The sequence below is a fragment of the Mesorhizobium sp. Root157 genome (assembly GCF_001427385.1).
Lineage (GTDB): Bacteria > Pseudomonadota > Alphaproteobacteria > Rhizobiales > Rhizobiaceae > Mesorhizobium.
This window is the reverse complement of the sequence record NZ_LMGJ01000012.1, coordinates 508693-532614: the sequence shown is the minus strand read 5'-3', so window position 1 is coordinate 532614 and position 23922 is coordinate 508693. Positions and strand designations below refer to the sequence as shown.

General features: G+C 60.1%; 18 protein-coding genes and 2 pseudogenes. 4 read left to right on the top strand and 16 right to left on the bottom strand.

The window, feature by feature from the left end; genetic code table 11:
- Window positions 1-169: 169 nt before the first annotated feature.
- Together ASD64_RS22035 and ASD64_RS22030 are read right to left on the bottom strand one after the other, a co-directional pair.
- A pseudogene (locus ASD64_RS22035) lies at window positions 170-343 on the bottom strand (hypothetical protein); the annotation flags it as partial.
- A 14-nt stretch (window positions 344-357) separates the two neighbouring features.
- A pseudogene (locus ASD64_RS22030) lies at window positions 358-1233 on the bottom strand (NAD(P)/FAD-dependent oxidoreductase); the annotation flags it as partial.
- A gap of 278 nt (window positions 1234-1511) precedes the next feature.
- On the opposite strand from ASD64_RS22030, the gene ASD64_RS10510 reads away from it, so the two are divergent.
- Window positions 1512-2138 (top strand): hypothetical protein, encoded by a 627-nt coding sequence (locus tag ASD64_RS10510; protein ID WP_413813592.1) that lies wholly within the window; start codon window positions 1512-1514, stop codon window positions 2136-2138.
- A 60-nt stretch (window positions 2139-2198) separates the two neighbouring features.
- Window positions 2199-3059, top strand: coding sequence for a uracil-DNA glycosylase (locus ASD64_RS10505; protein WP_056104678.1), 861 nt, complete (start codon window positions 2199-2201; stop codon window positions 3057-3059).
- Window positions 3060-3073: 14 nt separating this feature from the next.
- Here ASD64_RS10505 and ASD64_RS10500 read toward each other — a convergent pair whose 3' ends face one another.
- A complete protein-coding gene (locus ASD64_RS10500) occupies window positions 3074-4024 on the bottom strand; it encodes a DMT family transporter (protein ID WP_274533359.1) in 951 nt (316 codons plus the stop codon).
- A gap of 150 nt (window positions 4025-4174) precedes the next feature.
- Between ASD64_RS10500 and pepN the strand changes: the two genes are divergently transcribed.
- The gene (gene pepN / locus ASD64_RS10495; RefSeq protein WP_056104674.1) at window positions 4175-6820 is read left to right on the top strand and encodes an aminopeptidase N; all 2646 of its coding nucleotides are present in this window, start codon (window positions 4175-4177) and stop codon (window positions 6818-6820) included.
- A gap of 186 nt (window positions 6821-7006) precedes the next feature.
- Complete coding sequence (locus tag ASD64_RS10490) at window positions 7007-9310, top strand: PAS domain-containing sensor histidine kinase (RefSeq protein ID WP_056104671.1); 2304 nt, start codon at window positions 7007-7009, stop codon at window positions 9308-9310.
- Here the strand turns inward: ASD64_RS10490 and ASD64_RS10485 are convergent, their stop codons facing one another.
- The 13 genes from ASD64_RS10485 to ASD64_RS10425 all read right to left on the bottom strand — a co-directional run bounded on the left by ASD64_RS10485 (window position 9311) and on the right by ASD64_RS10425 (window position 23917).
- Window positions 9311-12277 (bottom strand): bifunctional [glutamine synthetase] adenylyltransferase/[glutamine synthetase]-adenylyl-L-tyrosine phosphorylase, encoded by a 2967-nt coding sequence (locus ASD64_RS10485; RefSeq protein WP_056104669.1) that lies wholly within the window; start codon window positions 12275-12277, stop codon window positions 9311-9313.
- Between the two features lie 6 nt (window positions 12278-12283).
- Window positions 12284-13735 (bottom strand): sensor histidine kinase, encoded by a 1452-nt coding sequence (locus tag ASD64_RS10480; protein ID WP_056104666.1) that lies wholly within the window; start codon window positions 13733-13735, stop codon window positions 12284-12286.
- Between the two features lie 6 nt (window positions 13736-13741).
- Window positions 13742-14416: a response regulator transcription factor gene (locus ASD64_RS10475; protein WP_056104663.1), complete on the bottom strand. Its 675-nt coding sequence runs from the start codon at window positions 14414-14416 to the stop codon at window positions 13742-13744.
- A gap of 143 nt (window positions 14417-14559) precedes the next feature.
- Window positions 14560-16098: a Do family serine endopeptidase gene (locus ASD64_RS10470; protein WP_056104660.1), complete on the bottom strand. Its 1539-nt coding sequence runs from the start codon at window positions 16096-16098 to the stop codon at window positions 14560-14562.
- A 159-nt stretch (window positions 16099-16257) separates the two neighbouring features.
- Entirely contained in the window at window positions 16258-16728 is a 471-nt protein-coding gene (locus ASD64_RS10465; protein WP_244480772.1) for a cytochrome c-type biogenesis protein CcmH, read from the bottom strand.
- Window positions 16725-18716, bottom strand: coding sequence for a heme lyase CcmF/NrfE family subunit (locus tag ASD64_RS10460; RefSeq protein WP_056104655.1), 1992 nt, complete (start codon window positions 18714-18716; stop codon window positions 16725-16727). Before ASD64_RS10460 ends, ASD64_RS10465 begins: the two co-directional genes overlap by 4 nt.
- A 14-nt stretch (window positions 18717-18730) precedes the next feature.
- Entirely contained in the window at window positions 18731-19174 is a 444-nt protein-coding gene (gene ccmE, locus ASD64_RS10455) for a cytochrome c maturation protein CcmE (protein ID WP_056104652.1), read from the bottom strand.
- A gap of 3 nt (window positions 19175-19177) precedes the next feature.
- The gene (gene ccmI / locus ASD64_RS10450) at window positions 19178-20308 is read right to left on the bottom strand and encodes a c-type cytochrome biogenesis protein CcmI (protein WP_056104648.1); all 1131 of its coding nucleotides are present in this window, start codon (window positions 20306-20308) and stop codon (window positions 19178-19180) included.
- A gap of 194 nt (window positions 20309-20502) precedes the next feature.
- A complete protein-coding gene (locus ASD64_RS10445; RefSeq protein WP_056104645.1) occupies window positions 20503-20940 on the bottom strand; it encodes a hypothetical protein in 438 nt (145 codons plus the stop codon).
- Between the two features lie 184 nt (window positions 20941-21124).
- Complete coding sequence (locus ASD64_RS10440) at window positions 21125-22465, bottom strand: ATP-binding protein (RefSeq protein WP_274533358.1); 1341 nt, start codon at window positions 22463-22465, stop codon at window positions 21125-21127.
- 82 nt (window positions 22466-22547) lie between these two features.
- Window positions 22548-23213: a response regulator transcription factor gene (locus ASD64_RS10435; RefSeq protein ID WP_056104638.1), complete on the bottom strand. Its 666-nt coding sequence runs from the start codon at window positions 23211-23213 to the stop codon at window positions 22548-22550.
- Window positions 23214-23281: 68 nt separating this feature from the next.
- Window positions 23282-23581: a hypothetical protein gene (locus ASD64_RS10430; RefSeq protein WP_056104635.1), complete on the bottom strand. Its 300-nt coding sequence runs from the start codon at window positions 23579-23581 to the stop codon at window positions 23282-23284.
- A gap of 129 nt (window positions 23582-23710) precedes the next feature.
- Window positions 23711-23917 (bottom strand): hypothetical protein, encoded by a 207-nt coding sequence (locus ASD64_RS10425; RefSeq protein ID WP_056104632.1) that lies wholly within the window; start codon window positions 23915-23917, stop codon window positions 23711-23713.
- Between the last annotated feature and the right edge of the window lie 5 nt (window positions 23918-23922).

The window sequence follows — 23922 nt, the reverse complement described above, 5'->3', positions numbered from 1 at the left end:
ACCGAATGGCGAAAAGCCGAACAGCGTGTTCAGCCACATATCGAGCCCGCCGATGCCGACGCCGGCAATGGTGCCAAAGCGCGACCACAGCGGCTTGACGTTGCGCACCCTCTTCAAATCCTTGCCGATGGCGCTGCTGCGCCATGCGGTCTCATAGGCCGACAGTTCGTCATTGGCGCGGCCGTCTGCGATCGCCTCGGCGACATGGTCCGCCGCCAGCATGCCCGACAGCACAGCGTTGTGCGAACCCTTGATGCGCGGCACGTTCACGAAGCCTGCTGCACAGCCCATCAGCACGCCACCAGGGAACGACAGCTTCGGCACCGACTGCCAGCCACCCTCGGTGATAGCGCGCGCGCCGTAGCCGACGCGCTTGGCGCCTTCGAAAGTGCCACGGATTGAGGGATGCGTCTTGAAACGCTGGAACTCCTCGAACGGCGAGAGATAGGGGTTCTTGTAGTTGAGGTGAACGACGAAGCCGACGGCGACCTGATTGTCCTCCAGATGATACAGGAAGGAACCGCCGCCAGTCTTCATGTCGAGAGGCCAGCCGAACGAATGCTGCACCAACCCCGGCCTATGCTTCTCCGGCTGGACCTGCCACAACTCCTTCAGGCCAATGCCGAACTTGGCCGGCCCACGCCCCTCATCCAGCTTGTACCTGTTGATCAACTGCTTGGAGAGCGAGCCCCGCGCGCCCTCGCCGATCAGCACATATTTGCCCATCAGCGCCATTCCGGGCGCATAGGCAGGCCCGTGCGAACCGTCCTTCTCCACGCCCATGTCGCCGGTATAGACGCCAGTGACGTTACCGGACTCATCGTAGAGCAGACCAGCCGCTGCAAAGCCCGGATAGATTTCGACGCCAAGCGCCTCGGCCTTCGAGCCTAGCCAGCGGCAGACATTGCCCAGCGAGACGATGTAGTTGCCGTGGTTGCTCATCAGCGGAGGCATCAGGAAGTTTGGCAGGCGCACCGACCCTGCAGGCCCAAGGACGAGGAAATGGTCGTCGGTCACCGGCGTCTTGAAAGGATGGCCGCCTTCCTCGCGCCAGCCCGGCAGCAGGCGGTCGATGCCGATCGGATCGACCACGGCACCTGAAAGGATGTGAGCGCCGACCTCGCCGCCCTTCTCCAGCACGACCACCGACAAATCGGGATTGACCTGCTTGAGACGGATCGCAGCGGCCAGCCCAGCAGGCCCCGCGCCGACGATGACCACGTCGAACTCCATGCTTTCGCGCTCAGTTTCGCTCATCAATCCCTCCGAACCTGGCTGGCCGATACTTTGCTGGCTCCAGCGCTCCATAGCGCATCAAATCGCGACGTAAAACCTGCGGTATCCGAACACCCGCGTTTTCCCTCGGCAAACCTCAGCTTCACAATATTTTACGCTAACGTAAACGTCAAATATTGGCGACCCTACCTGTTTGGACCATCGCGGTTTTTTGAGTGTGCGACAGCATGCTTATCGGCCATAGTGGGGGCATGCGCACCTTTGGACGGCAGGGCTTGTCATCGACGCGCTTTTGGAGGCTGCCCGGTCATGCCGGGTCGCTGACCGTTTCGATCTTCCTTCTGACGGCAGCGAATGGCCCATCGAGCGTTGCAGGTGAGCAAAAACTCTGGCCGGCAGGCGCCTATACGTTTTCCGACGAACTTGGCGGTTTCGAGATCACCGGCGTGTCAGGCACAGGCACGCAGGCCGATCCGCTTGTCATTTTCGAGGAGTTTCAGTCGGCAACCCCGGTAACACTCACTATTCGCACGACGCGCCCGATACGACCATTCGATCCTTCAAACGACTACGCCAACGGCGTCATGCATATGCGCATCGAGACTTTGAACAACAGCGGCCATCCCTGGATCGAATTCGAATTCGAATTGCAGGAGATTCTCGATCGGGCAAGCGTCTTCGGCGATGGCCTCTCCTTCGACCAACGTAACAAGTCGCCGGACAACATCGTCTCGAGTAAATTCGCCAAATTCGACCGCGGTTTCGAACCCTACGACCGCTTGCTGTTCACGACCGGGCAAGTCGATCCTTTAACGCCAGTGTCGTTCCAGTTTCTCATCACCGACTACACACCGCGCTGGACCTTCTATCTGGTGCAGGATCCACGCATTCCCTCGACCTGAAACACCCACAATCATCCATACAAACTTGCAAACCGGCACCGATACGTCGAATGTGCCGCCATGACTGCCACCGTATCCGACCCCCTTTTGGATTTGCATGCGCTTCTCGCCTTCTACGCCGAAGCCGGGGTGGATGACGCATTGACCGACGAGCCGGCAAACCGGTTCATGCAAGCTGCGAGACAGGCTGATACGCCACGCGCAGCGACAAATGCTGCGGCCCAACCGCGCGAGCCAAGACGGAGCCTCCAACCCCCGGCTGCGCAGCCATCACCTCCGATCCAGCGTTCTCAGGCAACTGCGGTTCCAGACGAGCAGCAAGCGGCCATGGCCCGCCAATTGGCAGCGGAAGCGACAAGTCTGGAGGAGCTGCACCAGCGAATGGTGTCGTTTGACGGCTGCAACCTGAAATTTACCGCCAAGAGCCTGGTATTTGCCGATGGCAACCCGCAGGCCAGCATCATGCTGGTGGGTGAAGCGCCGGGGCGCGATGAGGACATCGAGGGTCGACCCTTTGTCGGGCGCTCAGGTCAACTTCTCGACCGGATGCTGGCTGCGATCGGCGTCGATCGCAATTCCGTCTACATCGCCAACGTCATTCCGTGGCGCCCGCCAGGCAATCGTGCCCCCACCCCGCATGAGACCGAGATTTGTCGGCCGTTCATAGAACGCCAGATCGAACTGGTCGCCCCCAAAGTGCTCGTTCATCTCGGTGGAGCCTCAGCCAAGACGCTGCTCAACACCACAGAAGGCATCTTGCGGCTACGGGGCAACTGGCGCACCTACGCTTCCGCGTCTGGCGCGACCATTCCTGCGATGCCAACGCTGCATCCCGCTTATCTGTTGAGGACGCCCGCACATAAGCGTCTTGCCTGGCGTGACTTTCTTGAAGTGAAGATGAAGCTCCGGTCGCTGGGATAGCCGGACGCAACCAGTCAACCTTGCGAGGGAGTGACCTTTCGCGCATGCGCATGTTCCAGACCGAGCTGGCGCTCGCGGAAGATAATGAAAATGCCTGCCGCAACGACGATCAGGCCACCCACCAGCATGTAGGCTGTCGGGACGTCACCGAAAACAATGTATCCCACCACGATGGCGAGGATCATCGAGGTGTATTCGAACGGCGCAACCACCGAAACCTCGGCATGTCGATATGCGGCGGTCATCAGGATTTGCGCCAGGCCGCCACAGAATCCGGCAGCGATCAACAGCAAGGATTGCGTCGAACTTATCGCCTGCCAGCCGAAAGGCAGTGTCAGAAGCGCCAGGACGCTGGCCACCATCGAAAACCACAGGACGATGGTGGCTGTGCGCTCGGTGTGAACCAGATTGCGAACCAGAAGTGCTGCCACTGCCGAACTGGCCGCGCCGGCCAGCGCAGCCATCACGCCAAGCACCTCCTGATCGTCCATCGCCGATCCGGAACTTAGCAGCGTCAATTCCGGCCATGAGATGATGAGGACGCCCACCAACCCCACCGCAACCGCGCTCCAACGATAGACACGGATGGCCTCACCAAGAAAAAGCGAACTGAATACGACGATTAGCAGCGGCTGGGCGTAGTTCAGCGTTATCGCATCGGGCAGCGGCAACCGGGTCAATGCAAAAAAGGTGAAGCCCATCGAACACACACCGACAATACCGCGCAAAATGTGGCCTATGGGCCTTTTGGTAGTGAAAGCGGTGCGAAGCTCGCGCTTGTATGTCAGAAAGATCAGGATTGGGAAAATAGCGAAGAAGGATCGAAAGAACACGATCTCACCCGCCGGCACCTGCCCGGCCGCTTTGATCAGCGACGACATCGCGACGAAAATCGTCACCGACATGACTTTCAGCGCAATTGCGGTGAGAGCGCCCCGCGAGCCGGGGACTTCGGGCGAAGTCACGTGGAAGTGGCATCCTGTGTTGCGGAACAGATGCGTGCAGGCGGTACGGGCATGTTGACGCGGTCCCGTTTCATGTAAAGAACCGGGCCTTGTATGTCTTGGGCCAACGGCTTTGCCTTGCCTAACCAAAAACAAAAGGAAAGCAAGCGGATGCGCACCGATACCGGCCAGGTTTTCAAGTTGGAGGACTATCGGCCAAGCGACTATCTCATTTTGCGAACGCGGTTGACCTTTCGGCTTTCGCCGGAGGCAACGATGGTCAAAGCCGAATTGACCGTCGAACGCCGTGCTGGAGTGGCCGTGGATAGCCCGCTCATCCTCGACGGCGACGGCCTGGCACTTCGACGCATCGAGATCGATGGCGTGGCGGTTCCCACGTCCGCCTATGACGCCAGCCCGGACTGCCTTGCCCTGAATGCATTGCCCTCGACACCACGCTTCACGCTCCTCATCGAGACCCAGATCGACCCGGCGCATAATGAGGCGCTGATGGGTCTCTATCGCTCAAACAATGTCTATTGCACCCAGTGCGAAGCGGAGGGCTTCAGACGCATTACCTACTTCCTCGATCGTCCGGATATTCTTTCCGTCTTCACAGTGCGCATCGAAGCACGGCGCAAGGAAGCCCCGCTGCTGTTGTCCAACGGCAATCCCGTCGAAAGCGGCGACCTTGCCGACGGTTGGCATTATGCCGTCTGGGAAGATCCGCACCCGAAGCCTTCGTATCTTTTTGCGCTGGTGGCGGGTGATCTCGGCAAGGTCGGGGACAGTTTCACCACCATGTCCGGTCGCGAAGTCGACCTCGGCATCTATGTCGAGCACGGCAAGGAGCGGCTGGCCGGCTACGCCATGGACGCACTGAAACGGTCAATGAAATGGGACGAGGAAGTGTTCGGCCGCGAATACGATCTCGACGTCTTCAACATCGTCGCAGTGTCCGACTTCAACATGGGGGCGATGGAGAACAAGGGCCTCAACATCTTCAACGATAAGTATGTACTGGCCGACGAGGAAACGGCGACGGATGCCGATTTCGCCAATATCGAGGCGATCATCGCGCACGAATATTTCCATAATTGGACAGGCAACAGGATCACTTGCCGCGACTGGTTCCAACTCTGCCTGAAGGAGGGACTGACAGTTTACCGGGATCATGAATTTTCCGCCGACCAGCGTTCGCGCGGCGTCAAGCGCATCGCCGAAGTGCGGACGTTGCGGGCGATGCAGTTCCCGGAGGACCAGGGGCCGCTGGCGCATCCGGTGCGGCCGCGCCGCTACCGGGAGATCAACAACTTCTATACGGCCACCGTCTATGAAAAGGGCTCCGAGGTGGTCCGTATGATCCGCACCCTGCTCGGCGCGGAAACGTTCCGTGCCGGCATGGACCTCTATTTTCTGCGCCATGACGGCGACGCGGCGACAATCGAGGATTTCGTCCAGGTGTTCGCGGATGTGTCTGGTCGCGACCTGTCGCAGTTCGCGCTTTGGTATAATCAGGCCGGCACGCCGAACCTGACGGTCAGTTCGCACTACGACGCGGCTGCAAAACAACTGACACTGGAGATCGAACAGTCGGTTCCGCCGACACCTTCCGAGAGCCGCAAACGGCTCATGCACATTCCGCTGGCCTTCGGTCTGGTCGGCAAAGACGGCAAGGATTTGCTCTATGACAGCGTCGATGGCGCGACTGTCGAAGGTGGTGTCATCCAGGTGCGCAAACGCCACCACACTGTCCGGTTCAGCGGTGTAGCGGCGCGGCCAGCGCTGTCGCTCAATCGCGGATTCTCGGCTCCAGTGACCTTGTCGGTGGAACAGAAGGCGGACGACAAGTTCTTTCTCGCAGGTCACGACAGCGACGCGTTCTCGCGCTGGCAAGCCTTCAACACGCTTTTGACCGACGCCTTGATCGCGGCCTTCCGTCGCCTTCGCGGCGGCAAGGGAACGGATTTCGCGGCCAGGCTGGGGGGCCTTGCAGGCACGATAGCCACGAATGGCGATCTGGAGCCGGCCTATCGCGCGCTTGCCCTGACACTGCCAAGCGAGGCGGACATCGCGCGCGAGATCGGCAAGGACATTGATCCGGACGCCATTTTCGCGGCACGCGAAGCGCTTGCCACCTTCATCGCCTCGACCAATAGACAGCGGTTCGAAGTGCTCTACGACAGTCTGCGCGACAACAGCCAATTCAGCCCCGACGCCGAAAGCGCCGGCCGCCGCGCCTTGCGCAACGTTCTGCTCGACTATCTGTCGCGCCTTGATGGAGGTGCGGAAACCGCCGCGCGCCATTTCAAGGCCGCCGCCAACATGACCGATCTGGCGGCAGCCCTGATGGTACTGGCACACCGCCATCCCGGATCACCCCAAGCGGATGCGGCGATTGCGGCGTTTGCGGCAAAATACGCGTCCGACCCGCTGGTGATGGACAAATGGTTCCAGATCCAGGCCAGCGTGCCGGGACCTCAAGCCGTCGACACGGTACGGATGCTGATGACGCACCCGGCCTTCTCGTCCACCAATCCCAACCGGCTGCGCTCCCTGATCGGGACCTTCTCCAGCGGCAACCAGACTGGCTTCCATCGCGCCGACGGCGCCGGCTACAGGTTCTTCGCCGAGACTGTGCTTGAGATTGAAAAACGCAATCCGCAAGTCGCGGCACGGCTAGCGACGGCGCTGCGGTCGTGGCGATCACTGGAGCCCGCACGACAGGCCAAGGCGAAAGAGGCATTGCTGACCATGGCTAATACGTCGAACTTGTCAGCCGATCTCAGGGATATCATCGACCGCACCCTGGTATGAGCTGAGCCAGGAAATCCCCGCCCGAGCCCGGGAATTTTGGCATACGCCCTCTTTGTTTGCCGAATTTTCATCTTTTTTGGCTCGGCCTCTGGACAAGGCGAATCACCTTTGATTCTTTAGTGGCGATTCGGACGTGCGGTGTAACCGGGTCACCAAGCAGAACTGAGCTTTGGGGAGAGCCATTTCATGGCCAAGGCGGACGCGTGGAGCGCGCCCGGTGGGACGGTTTTTGAGCGCTGCGGCGGCCTAGCTGGCAACACGCGGCTCATCGCTCAACCCGCCTACCAAAGGCTGCTCGCGGCCGAGCCCTTCTTGCGCAGGCTCATCCCGGCACTGATCATCCTGTTCCTGGTCGTTGTCGCAGCCGTGCGCTGCGTTTCTCTTATGAATTGGCACGACGATGTCGAACGCAGCGCCAAGGCAGTTCTCACACTTGCAGCAGGCCAATTGGCCTCTGCAGTCGACGGCACGGCGGCCGACGGCGCCGAACAAGAGTTATTGGAGAAAGTCAGCCGTCAGGCCGCCATGGCCCCCGGCCATGTCCTCGCCATCACTGACGGCAAGTTCAAGATTGCAGCCGTCACGCCACGATCCACACGCTGGTATGGCCGCACCCTGGACAGTATCGTTTCAGGAGGCCAACCATTGTTCCTGTTCGGCGAGCGGGCTGGCGTTATCGACGTCAGGATCGACGGCCAGGACTGGTATGCCTCGGTGACCATTCAGGATGGGGGGGCGGCCGCAGCGGCAGCTCTGGTGCCGCAAGAAACGGTGTTCGCTGAATGGCGCAAGACCGTCTCGCTCAACGTTACGCTTTTCGCGCTTACGGCGGGCGTGCTCATCGTGATCCTCTACGCCTATTTCAGTCAGGCGGCGCGGGCCGAGGCTGCGGACCGCCTCTATCTCGAAGGCCACCAGCGGATAGACATGGCGCTGGTGCGTGGCCGTTGCGGCCTGTGGGACTGGGATATGGTTCGCGGCAAGATGTACTGGTCGCCCTCAATGTACGACATGCTGGGCTATGAGCCATGCGAGACCATGCTGTCGTTCGGAGAAGTGGACGCCATCATCCATCCTGACGACGGCAATCTGTTCGAGATCGCCAACCGTGTGGTCGCTCGCGAAATCGATCACATCGATCAAGTTTTCCGCATGCGCCACGCCAATGGACAGTGGGTGTGGATGCGGGCCCGCGCACAGGTCATGGACCCTGATGCCCCCGAAATCCAACTCATCGGCATCGCCGTCGACGTGACCGAACAGCGGCACCTTGCGCTGCGCTCCGAGGCCGCCGACCTGCGTCTGCGCACGGCCATCGAGAACATCAATGAATCCTTCGTCCTGTGGGATTCAGCCAACCGTCTGGTGATGTGCAATTCCAAGTATCAACAGGACAACGGCCTGACCGACCGCGATGTGATGCCTGGGGCGCAACGCGCGGTATTGGAAGAGCGCATGCTGGCCTTCGCATCGGAGCGGCGGCTTGCCAATGTCAATGGCATGCGTGGAGGCGCCTCCTATGAGCGGCAACTGGCTGACGGAAGGTGGCTGCAGGTCAACGAACTGAAGACCCGTGACGGAGGCACCGTTTCCGTCGGCTCCGACATTACCCAGATCAGGCAACATCAGGACAAACTGGTCGACAGCGAACGCAGGCTCATGTCGACCATTCACGATCTCAGCCTCGCCCGCAGGGCGGAAGTGGAAAAGGCGCGGGAGCTTGCCGAACTCAACCGCAAATACATGAAGGAGAAGGAGCGGGCCGAGGCGGCCAATCAGGCCAAGTCCGAATTCCTCGCCAACATGTCGCACGAATTGCGCACGCCGCTGAACGCGATCATCGGCTTTTCCGAGCTCATGCAGCAGTCGCTGTTCGGTCCGCTCGGCTCGAAACGCTACGATGAATATGCCGGCGACATCAATTCCAGCGGCAAATATCTTCTCGGTGTCATCAACGACATCCTTGACATGTCGAAGATCGAGGCCGGCCAGTTCTCCATGGAGCGGGAGGAAATCGACCTTTGCCCGTTGATCCGCGAGACGGTTCGTGTTGTTTCCCTTCAGGCCGCGGCGAAAGCCATCACCGTCGAAACCAATATCGGCGAAGCCTTGTCGCTTGTCGCCGATCGCCGCGCCATCAAGCAGATCGTCATCAATCTCTTGTCGAATGCCGTGAAATTCACCGGGCAAGGCGGCCATATCTCGCTCAGGGCCCGCAATACGTCCGGCGCTCTGACCCTGACCATAGAAGACAATGGATGCGGCATTCCCAAGCAGGCGCTAAGCAAATTGGGACGCCCGTTCGAACAGGTTCAGAACCAGTTCTCCAAGAACCACACAGGATCGGGGCTTGGATTGGCGATTTCCCGGTCGCTGGCCGAACTTCACGGCGGCGCGCTCAAGATCCGTTCGACCGAAGGCGCAGGAACCATCGTCTCAGTCCGCATCCCGTTAAAGAAGCACGTCCGCTCGATGAAGGTAGCGGCGTGATCATTTCCGTTTTGACCGAAACAACTGGTCGAAATTCTTCCTGACGCTCGTCGACACATCCTTCAGGTGTGCCTCCATCACCGAAAAGTCCGGCAGGTCTGTCGCGGCAAGCAGGAGGTCGGAAAGCCCTGGCGGCACGTCGTTCCTGTCAAATGCGCCAGTCAGGCACAACCGTGTCATCTGGGTGATCGCCAGATAGAACGAATAGGCATCGCTCAATTCCTGCCGCATCTGAGCATCGGCATATTGCGGCGAGAGGTGCGTGAGAATTTCCGCGGTACCGGTCATCCCCGGAGGTCCATCGAACTGACCGGTTATCACGGCAACCTGTGCAATGAACTCAAGATCGATCAGACCTCCCGGGACAAGCTTGATGTCCCAGATATCGCGTGGCGGCTTTTCCCCCTCGATCAGCTTGCGCATGTCGAAGGCTTCACGCCGTACCTTCGCGGCATCGCGCGGCAAGGCGACAATGGCGGCAACTTCGCTGCCAACCTCGTCGCACAGACCGGGGTCGCCGGAAATCGGACGGGCACGACTGAGTGCCATCTGCTCCCATGTCCAGGCATCCTGACGTTGGTATTTGCGAAACGCCTCGATATGCGTCGCCACAGGCCCCTTGTTGCCAGAAGGGCGAAGGCGAAGGTCGAGTTCGTATAGCACGCCCTCGGCCGTCGGCGCCGATACGGCCGCGATCAGCCGCTGGGTCATGCGACTGTAGTAGTGGGCCGGCGCGAGCGATTTCTCACCATCCGACTCTTCGGCATCCTGTTCATGATCGTAGAGCAATATCAGATCGACGTCGGACCCGGCGGTCAGTTCCTGACTGCCCAACTTGCCCATGCCAAGCAAAGCTACCCGACCACCCGGAACCCTGCCATGGCGCATCGCGAATTCAGCTGTCACCGCATCGAGTGCGGCGCCGATGGTCAGATCCGCCAGGTCTGAAAAAGCTCGGCCGGCCCGCCTTGCGTCGATCGAGCCGGCAAGCAGACGCACGCCGATCAGGAATTTCTGCTCGGAAGCGAATATCCGCAAACGGTCGAGCACATCCTCGTAAGGTCTGTCGCCTTCGATAAACGCGGCAAGTCGCGCCGCGAGATATTTTCTGTCGGGCAGTTCACTTAGCAGAGCCGGGTCGAGCAATCCGTCGAAGACATGCGGTCGGCGCGTGATCACCGCTGCCAGCCGAGGTGCCGCCCCCATGATGGTAGCAAGCAGTTTCAGCAATGCCGGATTGGATTGGAGCAGTGAGAAAAGCTGGATGCCGGCCGGAAGGCCCGCCAGGAACTCGTCGAAGCGCATCAAGGCCTCGTCGGCGCGGCGCGTCTTGCCGAAAGCTTCGAGCAGCGCCGGCGTCAGTTCCGTCAGCCGTTCGCGCGCTTCAGCAGAGCGGGTAACCCGATAACGACCGAAATGCCACGCCCTGATGACGCGGCAAATGTCGCTCGGCCGTTGGAAACCGAGACGATGCAAGGTCTGCAAAGTATCGGGGTCATCGACGTCGCCGGTAAAGACCAGATTGCCGATGCCGGCCGAGAGCTCGGGTGCCGTCTCGAACAGCGCCGCGTAGTGGCGCTCGACCTGCTGCAAAGCGCTGCGAAACGCGGTCGAGAACGTCTCGGCGTCGACATAGCCAAGCATATGCGCGATACGCTCGAGACCCTCGTCATCTTCGGGCAGAGTGTGTGTCTGCTCGTCGGCAACCATCTGGATGGCGTGTTCGACGCGGCGCAGAAACCAGTATTGCTGCGTGAGAGCGCCGCGTGCATCTGCCGTGATCCAGCCGCGATCCGCAAGCTTTGCCAGCATCGGCACAGTCTCGCGTCCGCGCAGTTCGGGGAAGCGGCCCCCGGCGATCAATTGCTGGGTCTGCACGAAGAACTCGATCTCGCGAATACCACCGCGCCCGAGCTTCACGTTATGGCCCTTTACGGCAATTTCGCCGTGGCCCTTGTGGGCATGGATCTGCCGCTTGATGGAATGCACGTCGGCAATGGCCGCGTAGTCCATGTACTTGCGCCAGATATAGGGCTGAAGCTCCTTGAGGAAGGCGGCCCCCGCTTCGACATCGCCGGCGACGGGCCGCGCCTTGATCATCGCCGCGCGTTCCCAATTCTGGCCACGGCCTTCGTAATAGTTCAGTGCCGCTTCCACAGGGATGGCCAAGGGGGTCGATCCGGGATCGGGCCGCAGCCTCAAGTCGGTGCGGAATACATAGCCGTTTTCCGTTCGATCCTGGAGAATACGCACCAGCCGACGGGTCAAACGGGAGAAAGTATCGGTGGCCTCCATCTGATCGACCACGGCTGGCGCTTCGGGATCGAAAAAAACCACCAAATCTATATCGGAGGAGAAATTCAGTTCATGCGCGCCAAGCTTGCCCATACCGAGCAATATCCAACCCGATTCTAGTGACGGCCTAGCAGGGTCGACCAGTTTGAGCTTGCCTTGCCGATCCGCATCGGCAAGCAGGAAGTTGACGGCAGAACAGGCACAACTGTCAGCAAGGTCGCTAAGACGGTGCACCGTCAAATTCGTGTCCGTCTCCTCTGCAAGATCCGACAAGGCGATGAGGAAATGCGCCTCCATCTTCAGTTGGCGCAGGTCGGCCATCAGGCCTGCTTCGCTGGAGCCAGCAGCACGCCATGCGGTTTCGATCTCAATGGCAATTGCACGTAGCCGCTCCTCGACGGGCTGGTCAAAGAGGGCATCGAGCATCCGCGGGCACCGGCGTGCCAGATCGCGCAGGAATGGTGAAAGATCAAAGACGGCCGAAAGAAACCTGCGGGCAATGCCGTCAGCCTTCAGCAATCCCGCAAGCCGAGGAAACCCTTCGTCATTGGCAATGGCCGTCAGTTCGGCGATCTCGCGCCCGGCACGCTCCTCATCGAGCGGTTTGAGTTGTGCTGACGGATGCAAGAGCCAACTTGTCCGGGCGCGATATGCTGCCTTGCCTGGCGCCATCGGAGATCAGGACCTGTCTTGTTCGGGAAAACTCATCATCACCGATAGTCCGGGATCAGCAGGCAAAAGATCAAGTCTCCCGCGATGAAATTTCATGATCGCCTTGGCGAGACTCAACCCTAGCCCCGACCCAGGCTGCGAGCGGCTTTTCTCAAGCCTAACGAAGCGCTCGGTGACGCGGGCCCGATCCTCTTCACCTGGGATGCCTTGGCCGTTGTCGGTCACTGCCAGCCTGATTTGACCATCAGCCCGCTCCAGCGTCACCCGAACTGCCGGCTTGTCACGAGCGTCGATCGAATACTTGATTGCGTTGTCGACGATGTTGGAAAGAGCCTGGCCGATCAGTTCACGATTGCCGTCAATCTCGATGCTCTGCATCGGTGCGGCCTCAAGGGTAACTCCTCCCTCTTCCGCCACCGGTTCGTAAAGCTCGACGACGTCATGGACCGCTGCCGCAAGATCGACTTTCGCCAGATTTTCGGACGAATACCCCGCCTCAAGACGAGAGATCATAAGGATGGCATTGAACGTTTTGATCAACTGGTCGGATTCGGCAATCGTCGCTTCGAGCGCCTCCCGGTAGTCCGCAACCTTATGCTTGCCGGCAAGCGTGGCTTCCGCCCGGTTGCGCAGTCTCGTGAGCGGTGTTTTCAGATCATGCGCAATATTGTCCGATACCTGCTTGAGACCCTCGTTGAGGGTCGCGATCCTGGCCAGCATGGCGTTGAGGTTTTGCGAAAGCCGGTCGAATTCATCGCCCGCGCCCGTTACCGGCAATCTGCCAGTCAGATCACCGCCCATGATGCGGTTGCTTGCCGCCGAGACGCCGTCGATGCGCTTCAAAGCCGCTCGCCCGACAAAGAACCAGATCAGGATACCGCCTAGCGCCATCATGCCTAGCGCCAGCACCAGCGCCCTGCGTACCACGTCGCGAAAACGCTGCGGTTCGCCAAGGTCCCGGCCGACGAGCATGATCATCTGGTTGGGCAGCCTCAGGACAACGGCAACGGCATCGTGGCCTCGCGGTGCCGTGCTCTGGGCGCTGTCTTGGCCAGTCTCACCGCGTTGCCGGTCAAGCTCACCCTCTCCGTAGCGACGGTAGTAGAAGGGACGCGCCGTCCATCCGTCATTGCCAAGGACGCCAGGCTCGAGACTCTGGACGTTTCCGGTCAGGATCTGTCCGTTGGCGTCGGCGATCAAATAGAGATTGGCGCTCGGCTGGCGCGAACGCTGTTCCACGACGCGAACAAGGGTCGGCAAGCCGCCCCGCTGATAAGCCTGCGCAAGGCCGAGCACTTCATCGTTGATGGTCTCCTGTGTCTGCGTGATCAGCATGCGCACCGATAAAGAGGTCATGTAGAAGACCAGCAAAATCGCGCACAGTGTGAAAAGCAGCAGATAGAGCGCCGACAGCCGCGCGGCGGTGGTTTTCATTATGGCCGGCATCGATAGCGCCATGCAGCGTCAGCCGTTCTTCAGCATGTAGCCGGCACCCCGGATGGTATGCAGGATCGGCTTGTCGAAGCCCTTTTCGATCTTGCCGCGCAAGCGCGACACATGAACGTCGATGACATTGGTTTGTGGGTCGAAATGGTAGTCCCAGACGTTTTCGAGCAGCATCGTGCGCGTAACCACCTGGCCGGCGTGGCGCATCAGATATTCAAGCAGCCGGAATTCGCGCGGCTGCAGCGTGATTTCCTGGTTTGCGCGCTTTACCGAATGCGACAGCCGGTCAAGCTCGAGATCGCCGACCCGATAGACGGTCTCGCTTTCCCTTGCTCCGGCGCGCCGGTTCAGCACTTCGACGCGCGCAAGCAGTTCGGTAAAAGCGTAAGGCTTGGTGAGATAGTCGTCGCCGCCGGCGCGCAGGCCCGTAACCCTATCGTCCACCTCGCCCAGGGCCGAGAGGATCAGGATAGGCGTCGTGTTGCCACGAGAACGAAGTGCAGCGATGACAGAAAGGCCATCCCGCCTTGGCATCATGCGATCCACGACCATGACGTCGTAATCGCCGGCATCGGCTAGCGCGAAACCGGTCTCGCCATCGCCGGCCACATGCGCCGTATGCCCAGCTTCGGAAAAGGCCTTCTGAAGGTAATCGGCCGCCTCACGATCATCTTCAATGACAAGAATCTTCATGGGCTCACTATACGCGATTTCTGCAAGTCGAGAGGACGACATGTGCGCGGGCCCTCATAGCGGCGCGGCAGCGAACGATGAAGCCCGCTGCCGCTTGTTGTGGAGATCATGGGATGAAGTGCCCATGCTCAGGAACCAGCCAATCAGCCCTTGGCGAGGGGGAGTGCGACGAAGCGGTTGCTGTCGTTGCGGCTGATCTGGACTAGAACTGATTTCCTGCCGGCCTGTGCAGCCTGCGCCATCGCATCGGTGATATCTTTCACGCTGCCGACGTTCTCGGAATTCACAGCCGTAATGACGTCACCGGCCTGGATGCCACGGTCCGCCGCATCGCTGTCTGGATCGACATCCGTGACAACAAGTCCTTTACCGTCCTCCGAACCGGTGACCGTCAGGCCAAGGTCCGCCAATGAATCGGTCGGCGCAGCAGGTGCAGTCTGATCATCAGCCGACGCCTGTTGGTCAGTCTTGGGCAGTTCGCCGAGGTTCACTTTCACGGTTTCGGACTTGCCGTCGCGCCATAGCGTTACGTTAACCGATGAACCCGGTGCGTAGCCGGCCACCAACCTGGCCAGTTCTCTGGTTGAGTCGACATTCTTGCCATCGACCTGGGTAATGACATCGCCGGCAACGATACCGGATTTCTTGGCGGGGCCATCGTTCTGCGCATTGGAAACAAGCGCACCCTTATCGGATTGCAGGCCGAGCGACTCCGCGATGTCCTTGCTTACCGGCTGGATTTCCACACCGAGCCACCCACGGGCTACAGAGCCGTCCTTCATCAAATCCTGCACGACCTGCTTGGCGGTTGAGGCAGGGATTGCAAAGGCAATGCCGACATTCCCGCCCGAAGGCGAGAAGATCGCCGTGTTGATGCCTACCACCCGACCGCTGAGGTCAAAGGCCGGACCACCGGAGTTGCCGCGGTTGACCGCCGCATCGATCTGGATGAAATCGTCATAAGGACCGGCGCCGATATCGCGCCCGCGCGCCGAAATGATGCCGGCCGTGACCGTTCCGCCGAGGCCGAAGGGGTTGCCCACTGCAACCACCCAGTCGCCGACCCGAACCGAAGCGTCGTCGGCAAAGTCGACATAGGTGAACTTATCGCTGCTATCGACCTTGAGAACCGCGAGGTCCGTGCGCGCATCGGTGCCGATCAGTTTGGCGTCGAGTTCTTTGCCGTCATTGGTGACGACCGTGAAGGCCGTGCCCTCATCCACCACGTGGTTGTTCGTCACTAGATAGCCGTCTTCGGAGATAAAGAAGCCGGAACCTTGCGCAACCGGCCGAGGCTTGCTGTTGTTACTACGGCGATCAAGTCGGTTCTGTCGTCCATTCTGGTCACCAAATCCGCGGAATTCCTTGAAGAAGCGGCGCATCGGGTGATCGGGCGGCAGATTGTCCAGCCCGTCGGGTCCAAACGAAAAACCGGAACCATCGTCTGCCGCCGGCTGGATCTTGGATTTCACCCGCACGCTGACGACAGCGGGGGAGACATTGGCGACCACATCGGCAAAACTTGGAACTTGGGGTGCCTGAACACGAACGGCGTCTGCCAGAACAGGAGCGGTTCCGGCGGTCACGGCACCGAAGCCGACTGCGCCGGCGATTGCCAGTGATGCGACAGCGGCGGTCAGACCCTTGCGGCTGCCGGAAAGGATTTTGGGGGCGCTAGACATGGATTTCGATCCTCTTTGCACGAGATGCGCAACGCATCCTCGGCAAGAGAGATAGAGCGCGCTACATTACGGCGCCATTTCCGGTGCATGAAACTTTGGTAATGTACAAACGACAAGTTGATCGAAGGCTAGGTCTTAGTGACGAATTAGGATCAGAGACTATTGATCCCTGCCCAGCATTTGATCGAGGGCGGCTTGCTCCTCCTTGCTGAGTTCAGCCGCTTCGGCGGGTTGCTTCTTCCTCGATGCCCTGAAAACGAAGACAGCGCCGCCAATGAGCAGCAGAAACGGCGCGCCCCACAGCAGTGCGTTGCTCAAGTCGAAGCGCGGCTTCAGCAGCACGAACTCGCCATATCGCGAAACGATGTAATCCGTCACCTCGTCGTCGGTGTCGCCCGCCGTGATGCGCTCGCGAACCAGGATGCGCAGGTCGCGGGCCAAGTCCGCATCCGATGCGTCGATCGACTGGTTTTGGCAAACCAAGCAGCGGAGCCCCTCCGAGAGGGACCTCGCACGTGCCTCAAGCGCCGGGTCGGCCAGCATCTCGTCAGGCGTTACCGCCTGAACGTGAGACGAAACCAGCAGTGCCAGCCCAAGACACAGGCTTGCGAGTGAGAGCCTGCGCATCAGGCCACATCCGTTGCCGGCGCAGCGCCAACCGGCTTGCGCCGGCGCGAGGGGGCACCGACACGCAACCGGCGATCCATGAGCGACATGATACCCCCGGCCATCATCACCAGCCCACCGCCCCAGATCAGTATCACCAGTGGCTTCCACCACAGACGCACCACGACCGCTCCGTCGGCCGCATCGTCACCGATAGAAATATAGAGCTGACTAAAGCCCATTGTCTTGATGCCGGCTTCGGTGGTCGTTGTCTGCCGGACCGGATAAAGCCGCTTGGCCGAGTAAATTTCTCCGACAACGCCCTTGTCTGAATTCAGCAGGGAAAAGTGAGCGCGCTCCTCATCGAAGTTCGGCCCCTTGTAGCCGGCAAGGCCGTCGAAGCGCACCAGCTTGCCGGACATATCGACCGTTTGGCCCGGCTTCATCGTCAAGATGTGTTCCACGCCGAAGCAAAGCGTTCCGACCAATCCAAGCACGGTGAGCCCCAACCCCAGATGGGCGAGCGCGGTGCCAAAGACCGAGCGCGGCAGGCCGGCAAAACGCCTCACCATTACAGCCGGGCTGACATTTCCGAACCCGGCCTTGATCGCGAGGTCGGTCAATGCGCCGCAAATCAGCCAGAAGGCCAGTCCTGTACCGAACGCTGCCAAAGCGGAGGAACCGTCGATCAGGAAACCCGCAACCAGCGCCGCCAGCAGAGCCACCGCAAATGCGAACATCAGGCGCTGCGCCACCGCCCAGGCATCGCCGCGTTTCCAAGCCAACAGTGGCCCGAAAGGAACGATCAGCAGCAGCGGCATCATCAGCGGAATGAATGTCAGGTCGAAGAACGGGGCGCCGACCGAAATCTTGTCGCCCGATACAGCTTCGATGAACAATGGGTAGAGCGTGCCGATGAACACGGTTGCGGTGGCCGTGGTCAGGAACAGGTTGTTGAGAACCAGCGCGCCTTCCCGCGAAATCGGTTGGAACAGCCCGCCTTGTGTCAGCGAGGAAGCCCGCAACGCAAACAGAGCCAGCGAGCCGCCGATGAATAGCAACAGAATGCCCAGAATGAAGACGCCGCGAGCCGGGTCGGTGGCAAAGGCATGAACGGAAGTAAGCACCCCGGAGCGTACCAGAAAGGTTCCGAGCAGCGACAGCGAGAACGTCAGGATCGCCAAAAGCAGCGTCCAAATCTTCAACGCCGACCGCTTTTCCATCACGATTGCAGAGTGCAGCAGTGCCGTACCGGCCAGCCAAGGCATGAACGAGGCGTTCTCAACCGGGTCCCAGAACCAGAAGCCGCCCCAGCCTAGCTCATAATAGGCCCAGTACGACCCCATGGCGATGCCACCGGTCAGGAAGACCCATGCAACCAGCGTCCATGGCCGCACCCAGCGCGCCCATGCGGCATCGATACGTCCTTCGATCAAAGCCGCAACGGAGAAGGCAAAGCAGATCGAAAACCCGACATAACCCAGATAGAGCAGCGGCGGATGAACCGCCAGGCCGATATCCTGCAACACCGGGTTCAGGTCGCGCCCTTCGATGGGGGCGGGCGAAATCCGCGTGAACGGATTCGAGGTTGCCAGGATGAACAGAAAGAACGCTGCACCGATGGCACCTTGAACGGCAAGAACATTGGCCTTGAGCGTCGGTGGCAGATTATTGCCGAATAGCGCCACGAGCCCACCGAAAAAAGTCAGGATCAGCACCCAGAGCAGCATCGAGCCTTCGTGATTGCCCCACACACCGGTGATCTTGAACAGGAACGGCTGCAGGGAATGCGAATTCTCCCAAACCGTCTGCACCGAGAAATCCGAGCGCGCATAGGCGACCATCAGCGCCACAAAGGACAACGCCGTAAGTGCAAGTCCGGTCAAGGCGACAGGAGCTGCGACCGCCATCATCCTCTCGTTGTGGATACGGGCCCCGATCAGCGGGATCGTTGTCTGCACAAGCGACAGTGCCAGTGCCAGGACGAGCGCGAAATGGCCGATTTCAACCATGGCGAGACCACCCGCTATTCATTCGTGCTCTCCTGCCAGATACCCTTGGCCTTCATGCTGTCGGCCACTTCCTTGGGCATATAGGTCTCGTCGTGCTTGGCGAGCACGCTGTCGGCGACAAAAGTGCCGTCCGCCCCGAACGAACCTTCCGTGATCACCCCCTGCTCCTCGCGGAAAAGATCAGGCAGGAGGCCTGTATAGGTAACCTTGACGGATTTTTCGGTGTCGGTCACTGAAAAGGCGACGGTGGTGCCTTGGCCACGCTGGATCGTTCCTTTTTCGACAAGACCGCCAAGGCGGATCCGCTGCCCGGGCTGGAGGCTGGCCGTCGTCAGGTCACCCGGCATGTAGAAATAGGACGCCTTCTGGCCAAGCGCATAGAAGGTAAGTCCAGTCGCCGCACCCAGAAATGCGAGGCCGCCAACAATCACAGACAGTCTCTTCTGCTTGCGTGTCATCGCCTACTCCGCAACCTCAAGCCCATTCGAAGAAGCAAAGGCGACGAACTTTTTTGCCTGCTCACTATCGGGACCGAATACCGAAACCGCCCTGTTGAGCGCATCCCTGGCCTTTTCGGCATCGCCGACTACAAGATAAGAACGGATGAGTTGCATCCAGCCTTCCGCATCCTTGGGATTTAGCTTCAACTTCTCGTCAAGGCGCGCCACCATCCCGGCTATCATCGACGCCCTGTCTTCGGAAGACATCGAGGCTGCGGCCTCCATCTCTTCCTTGCTGGGTCCATTCGCTGCAGGCGCCTGTGGCGCTTCTGCACGGGCGAGTGCCTGATCGACTGCATCGAGCCAGGGCGAACCTTGAGGCAAGCCCGCGCGCATCTTCTGCCAGGTCGCCACCGCTTCGTCTTTGCGGCCATCCTGAGCCAGCCCCATCGCGACAAAGAAAGAGGCCTTGGGGTTGGACGGATCAAGTTTCAGCGATGCCTCGAAAGCCAGTTTCGCGTCCGCCGAAATCTTCCCGCCATCCGCATTCACCAACGCCTCGCCCAAGCCGGACTGGCGATCGGAACTCGGCTCCAGCAGCCGGATAGCGTTCCGATACGCGTTTGCCGCATCGCCGAAGCGCTGCATGCGCAAATAGACAGGAGCCAGCACATCCCAGCCCTGCCCGTCGGTTGGATTTGCGGAAAGGTGGGCTTCTGCCCGCGCCACAAGTTCGTCGACGGAGCTTTCGCCCGGATTCTTGGCCAGCCTTTCGCTCAGCGGCTGAGAGGGAAGATCCGGCGATCCGAGGCGAGCATAAGTGCCCCAGCTGATCAGCGGCACTGCCAGAACGGCTGCGGCGGAAATCAGTCGTAGTTTGGTAGACGCTGGCCGCGAGGTTGGACTATCCAGCTTTTCTTCGCCACCCAGCCGAATGATACGGCGAGCCACTTCGGCGCGAGCCTGTTCTGCCTCGGCAGGCTGAATCAGCCCCCGCGCCAGATCGCGATCCAGTTCCGAAAGCTGATCGCGATAGACTTCCAGATCGTGCCCCGATCCTGCAATTTTGGATTTCGGCTTCGCTGCGAGGGGCAGCAGCACCGCCAAGCTCGCAACCAGCGTCAAAACAGCGGCAATGACCCAGAACAACATGGCGCTCTAAATAGCCGTAGTGCGTCGGACTGCCAACATGAACGCGCTGCGACCCTTTGACGAATCTTCGTGAAGTCAACTTGATCGCCACATTCGTGGCAGGTTCGCCACCGGATAAGCCCGGTCGGCAGACAAATCTTTGCCTTTGCGCAACATAAGATGAGCTACCGGCGCTTGCGGTCCTGAAAACAGGCTTACGTGAGCGGTGTCCAACTGCCATCCGCATTGCGGCAGGCCGTTCCGCGTGCCGACATGGCCGGTCCGCCGACGAAGACGGTATGCGTGTATTGGCGACAATCCTGCGAACCCACGCGATAGGGTTGTGCTGCGACAACCTCGCCGTAATGATTGGCTTGGTCGCCTTTCCAGGTCACCGGCTTACCGCCCGCCGTATACTCCAGCGCCTTGTACTCCGCTTCCAGACCGCTGCGCTTCTCACGCTCGCTGAGGCCCGATCCGATCGAACCGCTGACCAGCCCTCCGCCCATGGCCGAGATCACCGTCGCGCCCACCCGCCCGGTATTCGCGGCTGGGCCTGACCCCGAAGCGCCCATTGAGGTACCGCCAAGTCCGGTCGTGTTGCAGCCTGCAAGCGCAAACAATCCAACGACAAACACCACGCGACTGTTCATGCCAAGCAAGTCCCCATTGCCGCCTCATCGGACCGCGCATCGCGATAGTGCCGATCTTTGACGGAAGTTTGGCCGATTCGTAGCACGTTGAACTGTGGGAACCTTCCAAAAAAGCCTGGCATGGCGAAAAATGACGATTTCGAAAGCCGAGTGAGCAACTTGCCTCGCCAGCCTTCCTGGAAAATTACTCGATGTTCCTCAAACGGAAGCTTGCCTTCAACCCGCCCAAGACGGCCCGCTCCAACGCCAGTTGGCCGCCATATTCATTGATAAGGTCGGCTACAATGGCCAGCCCAAGGCCGGTACCCGGTTTGCTTTCGTCAAGACGTTTTCCCCGTTTGAGCGCTTCGCGCGCTTCGCCCTCGGGGATGCCGGGGCCGTCATCTTCAATGTTGATCTCGAAAAGACCGGCATTTCCTTCATCTTCGGTGACAAGTTCGACCGAAACGGCAACCGTGCTCCTTGCCCATTTCATGGCATTCTCAAGCAGATTGCCAAGCACCTCCTCAAGATCTTCGCGCTCGCCGGCAAAGACGACCTCGTCCTGGGGCAGCGTCAGCCTCAGTTCGGTGTCCGGATTGAGCTTCTCCATGACACGAGCCATCCGCAACACCAGCGGCTTGACCGGCGTGCGATAGACGACGCTATCGCGCTGGGCCGCCATTCGGGCGCGCTGCAGGTAGTATTCGACCTGCTTTTGCATCGACGTGGCTTGTTCGGCTATCAGCCGCCCCTTTTCTCCGCCAAGGGCGCGACCTTCGTTAATCAGCACGGCAAGAGGGGTTTTGAGCGAATGGGCAAGGTTGCCGACCTGGGTGCGGGATCGCTCGACAATGCGCTTGTTGTTCTCGATCAGCGCGTTGGTTTCGTTGGCCAGAGGCTCGATTTCGGCCGGGAAACGGCCGCCTAGCCTTTGAGCCGTGCCCTGGCGCACCATAGCGAGCGCGTCGCGGACGCGCCGCAGCGGCTGCAAGGCGTAAAGGATGGCAATCGCATTGATGGCGATCATGCCGAACCCGAACAGCGACAGATATGTCAGCAACCGGCGTTGAAACGCGCCGATCTCCTGTTCCAGTTCGGTCTCATTTCCCATGACGCGGAAACGGGCAATGCGATTCTTCGCATCAAGCACGAACTCGCTTTCGAAAACCTGAAGTTGTTCCCCCTCCAGCCCTTCAGTCAGATAGTTTCGCTGGAACCCGGAATTGAATGGCACCTCTGCAACGCTTGGCGAGGGTATGGACCTGGTCATCGAAGACGACCGAAGATCGCCTGTCAGTCCGCTCGAGGCCGGCTCTACTGACCAGTACCAGCCCGACTGAGGTTCGGAAAACCTCAGGTCGCCGAGATCCGGAGCGCCTGTCAGCATTCCCTGTTCGGACACGCCGACCGAGCCGATCAGGTTGAACAAATGCGCTGAAAGCAGGCTATCGAAGCCACGCTCGCTCGCCTGGCGGTAAAGCGTCGTGATCAAAGTAAAGATTACAACCAGGGCAAGAACCGCCCAGACGGTCGAGAATGCCATGACCCGAAATGTCAGCGAGCGCGGCCACACACGCATTGATGCGAGTTTGCCGGTCGCGCGTGTTGTGGGAGGGGTTGGCGACTTAGGCCTCCGGCTCACGGATGCGGTAACCCATGCCACGCACGGTCTCGATCAGGTCCATACCCATTTTCTTGCGCAGCCGCCCGACAAACACCTCGATCGTGTTGGAATCCCGGTCGAAATCCTGATCGTAGAGATGTTCGACCAGTTCGGTGCGCGACACCACCTCGCCCATATGGTGCATGAGATAGGCCAGCAATCGAAATTCAAGCGAGGTGAGCTTCAGCGGCACGCCGTTGATGTCGGCCTTCGATGCTTTTGTGTCGAGCCGCAACGGGCCGCAGGTCAGTTCCGACGAAGCATGGCCGGCAGCACGCCGGATCAGTGCTCGCAGACGGGCCAGCACTTCCTCGATGTGGAAAGGTTTCGCCACATAGTCGTCGGCACCTGCATCTATGCCCGCAACCTTGTCGCTCCAGCGGTCGCGCGCCGTCAGCATGAGCACCGGCGTCTTTTTGCCGTCGCGCCGCCAACGTTCCACGACGCTGATGCCGTCCATCTGCGGCAGGCCGATGTCGAGTACGACCGCGTCGTAAGGTTCGGTGTCGCCAAGAAAATGGCCTTCCTCTCCGTCGAAAGCCCGATCCACGACATAGCCGGCATCGATCAAGGCGTCGGAGATTTGCCTGTTCAGGTCCTTGTCATCCTCGACGACGAGTACACGCATGCAGCCAGTCCCTTTCGATCGAAGGCCAGATATAAGGCGATTCCGCAGCTATTGAAACGCACCGCCAGTCAGCCCTGGGGCACGACGATCTCCGTGCGGCGCGGGCGCTCGCCATCCTTGCCCGGGACGAGGACCACAATGACACAGACCGACTGGCCGCCCCGGTTTGCTTCCGAAGCCTTGGCCAATGTTCCTCCCGCCTGGGCTGCAACCTGCTGGCCGATCGAATAGCAATCGGCAGCAACATGGATCACAGGGCTTTGCGCCCGTGGCGCGGCCACCGGAAGCGCGTTTGCCTGGGAAATCCCCAGCGCAGATGCGCAGATCACTGGCAGGGCCCATCTCGGGAGGTGACGAAGCTTTTTCATGTTCAACGTCCTAACCAGTCGCGGCTGAACGCGGAATGAACACCATACATGCTGACCATTTCCCCCACCGGCCTGGCGAGCGCGCCTGAAACGGCATGGCTGCCCACCCCAACCATGCCAACAGCAATCCTAGCCTATTCGTTCCTTTGCAGACAACCTGCCGAAGACGGCGATCAGGCCGGATATCGCACTGACGGCCTGCAGAAGCGTATCGGTCAGCGCCGAACCGTCGAGGCCGTCAAGCGGGACTCCCGTCAGGCCGGCGGTGCCAGTCAGGATGGTTACGATCGAAGCCCAGATCGTGCGCGACAGATACCAGGGTTTTATCGTGGTCATTATGC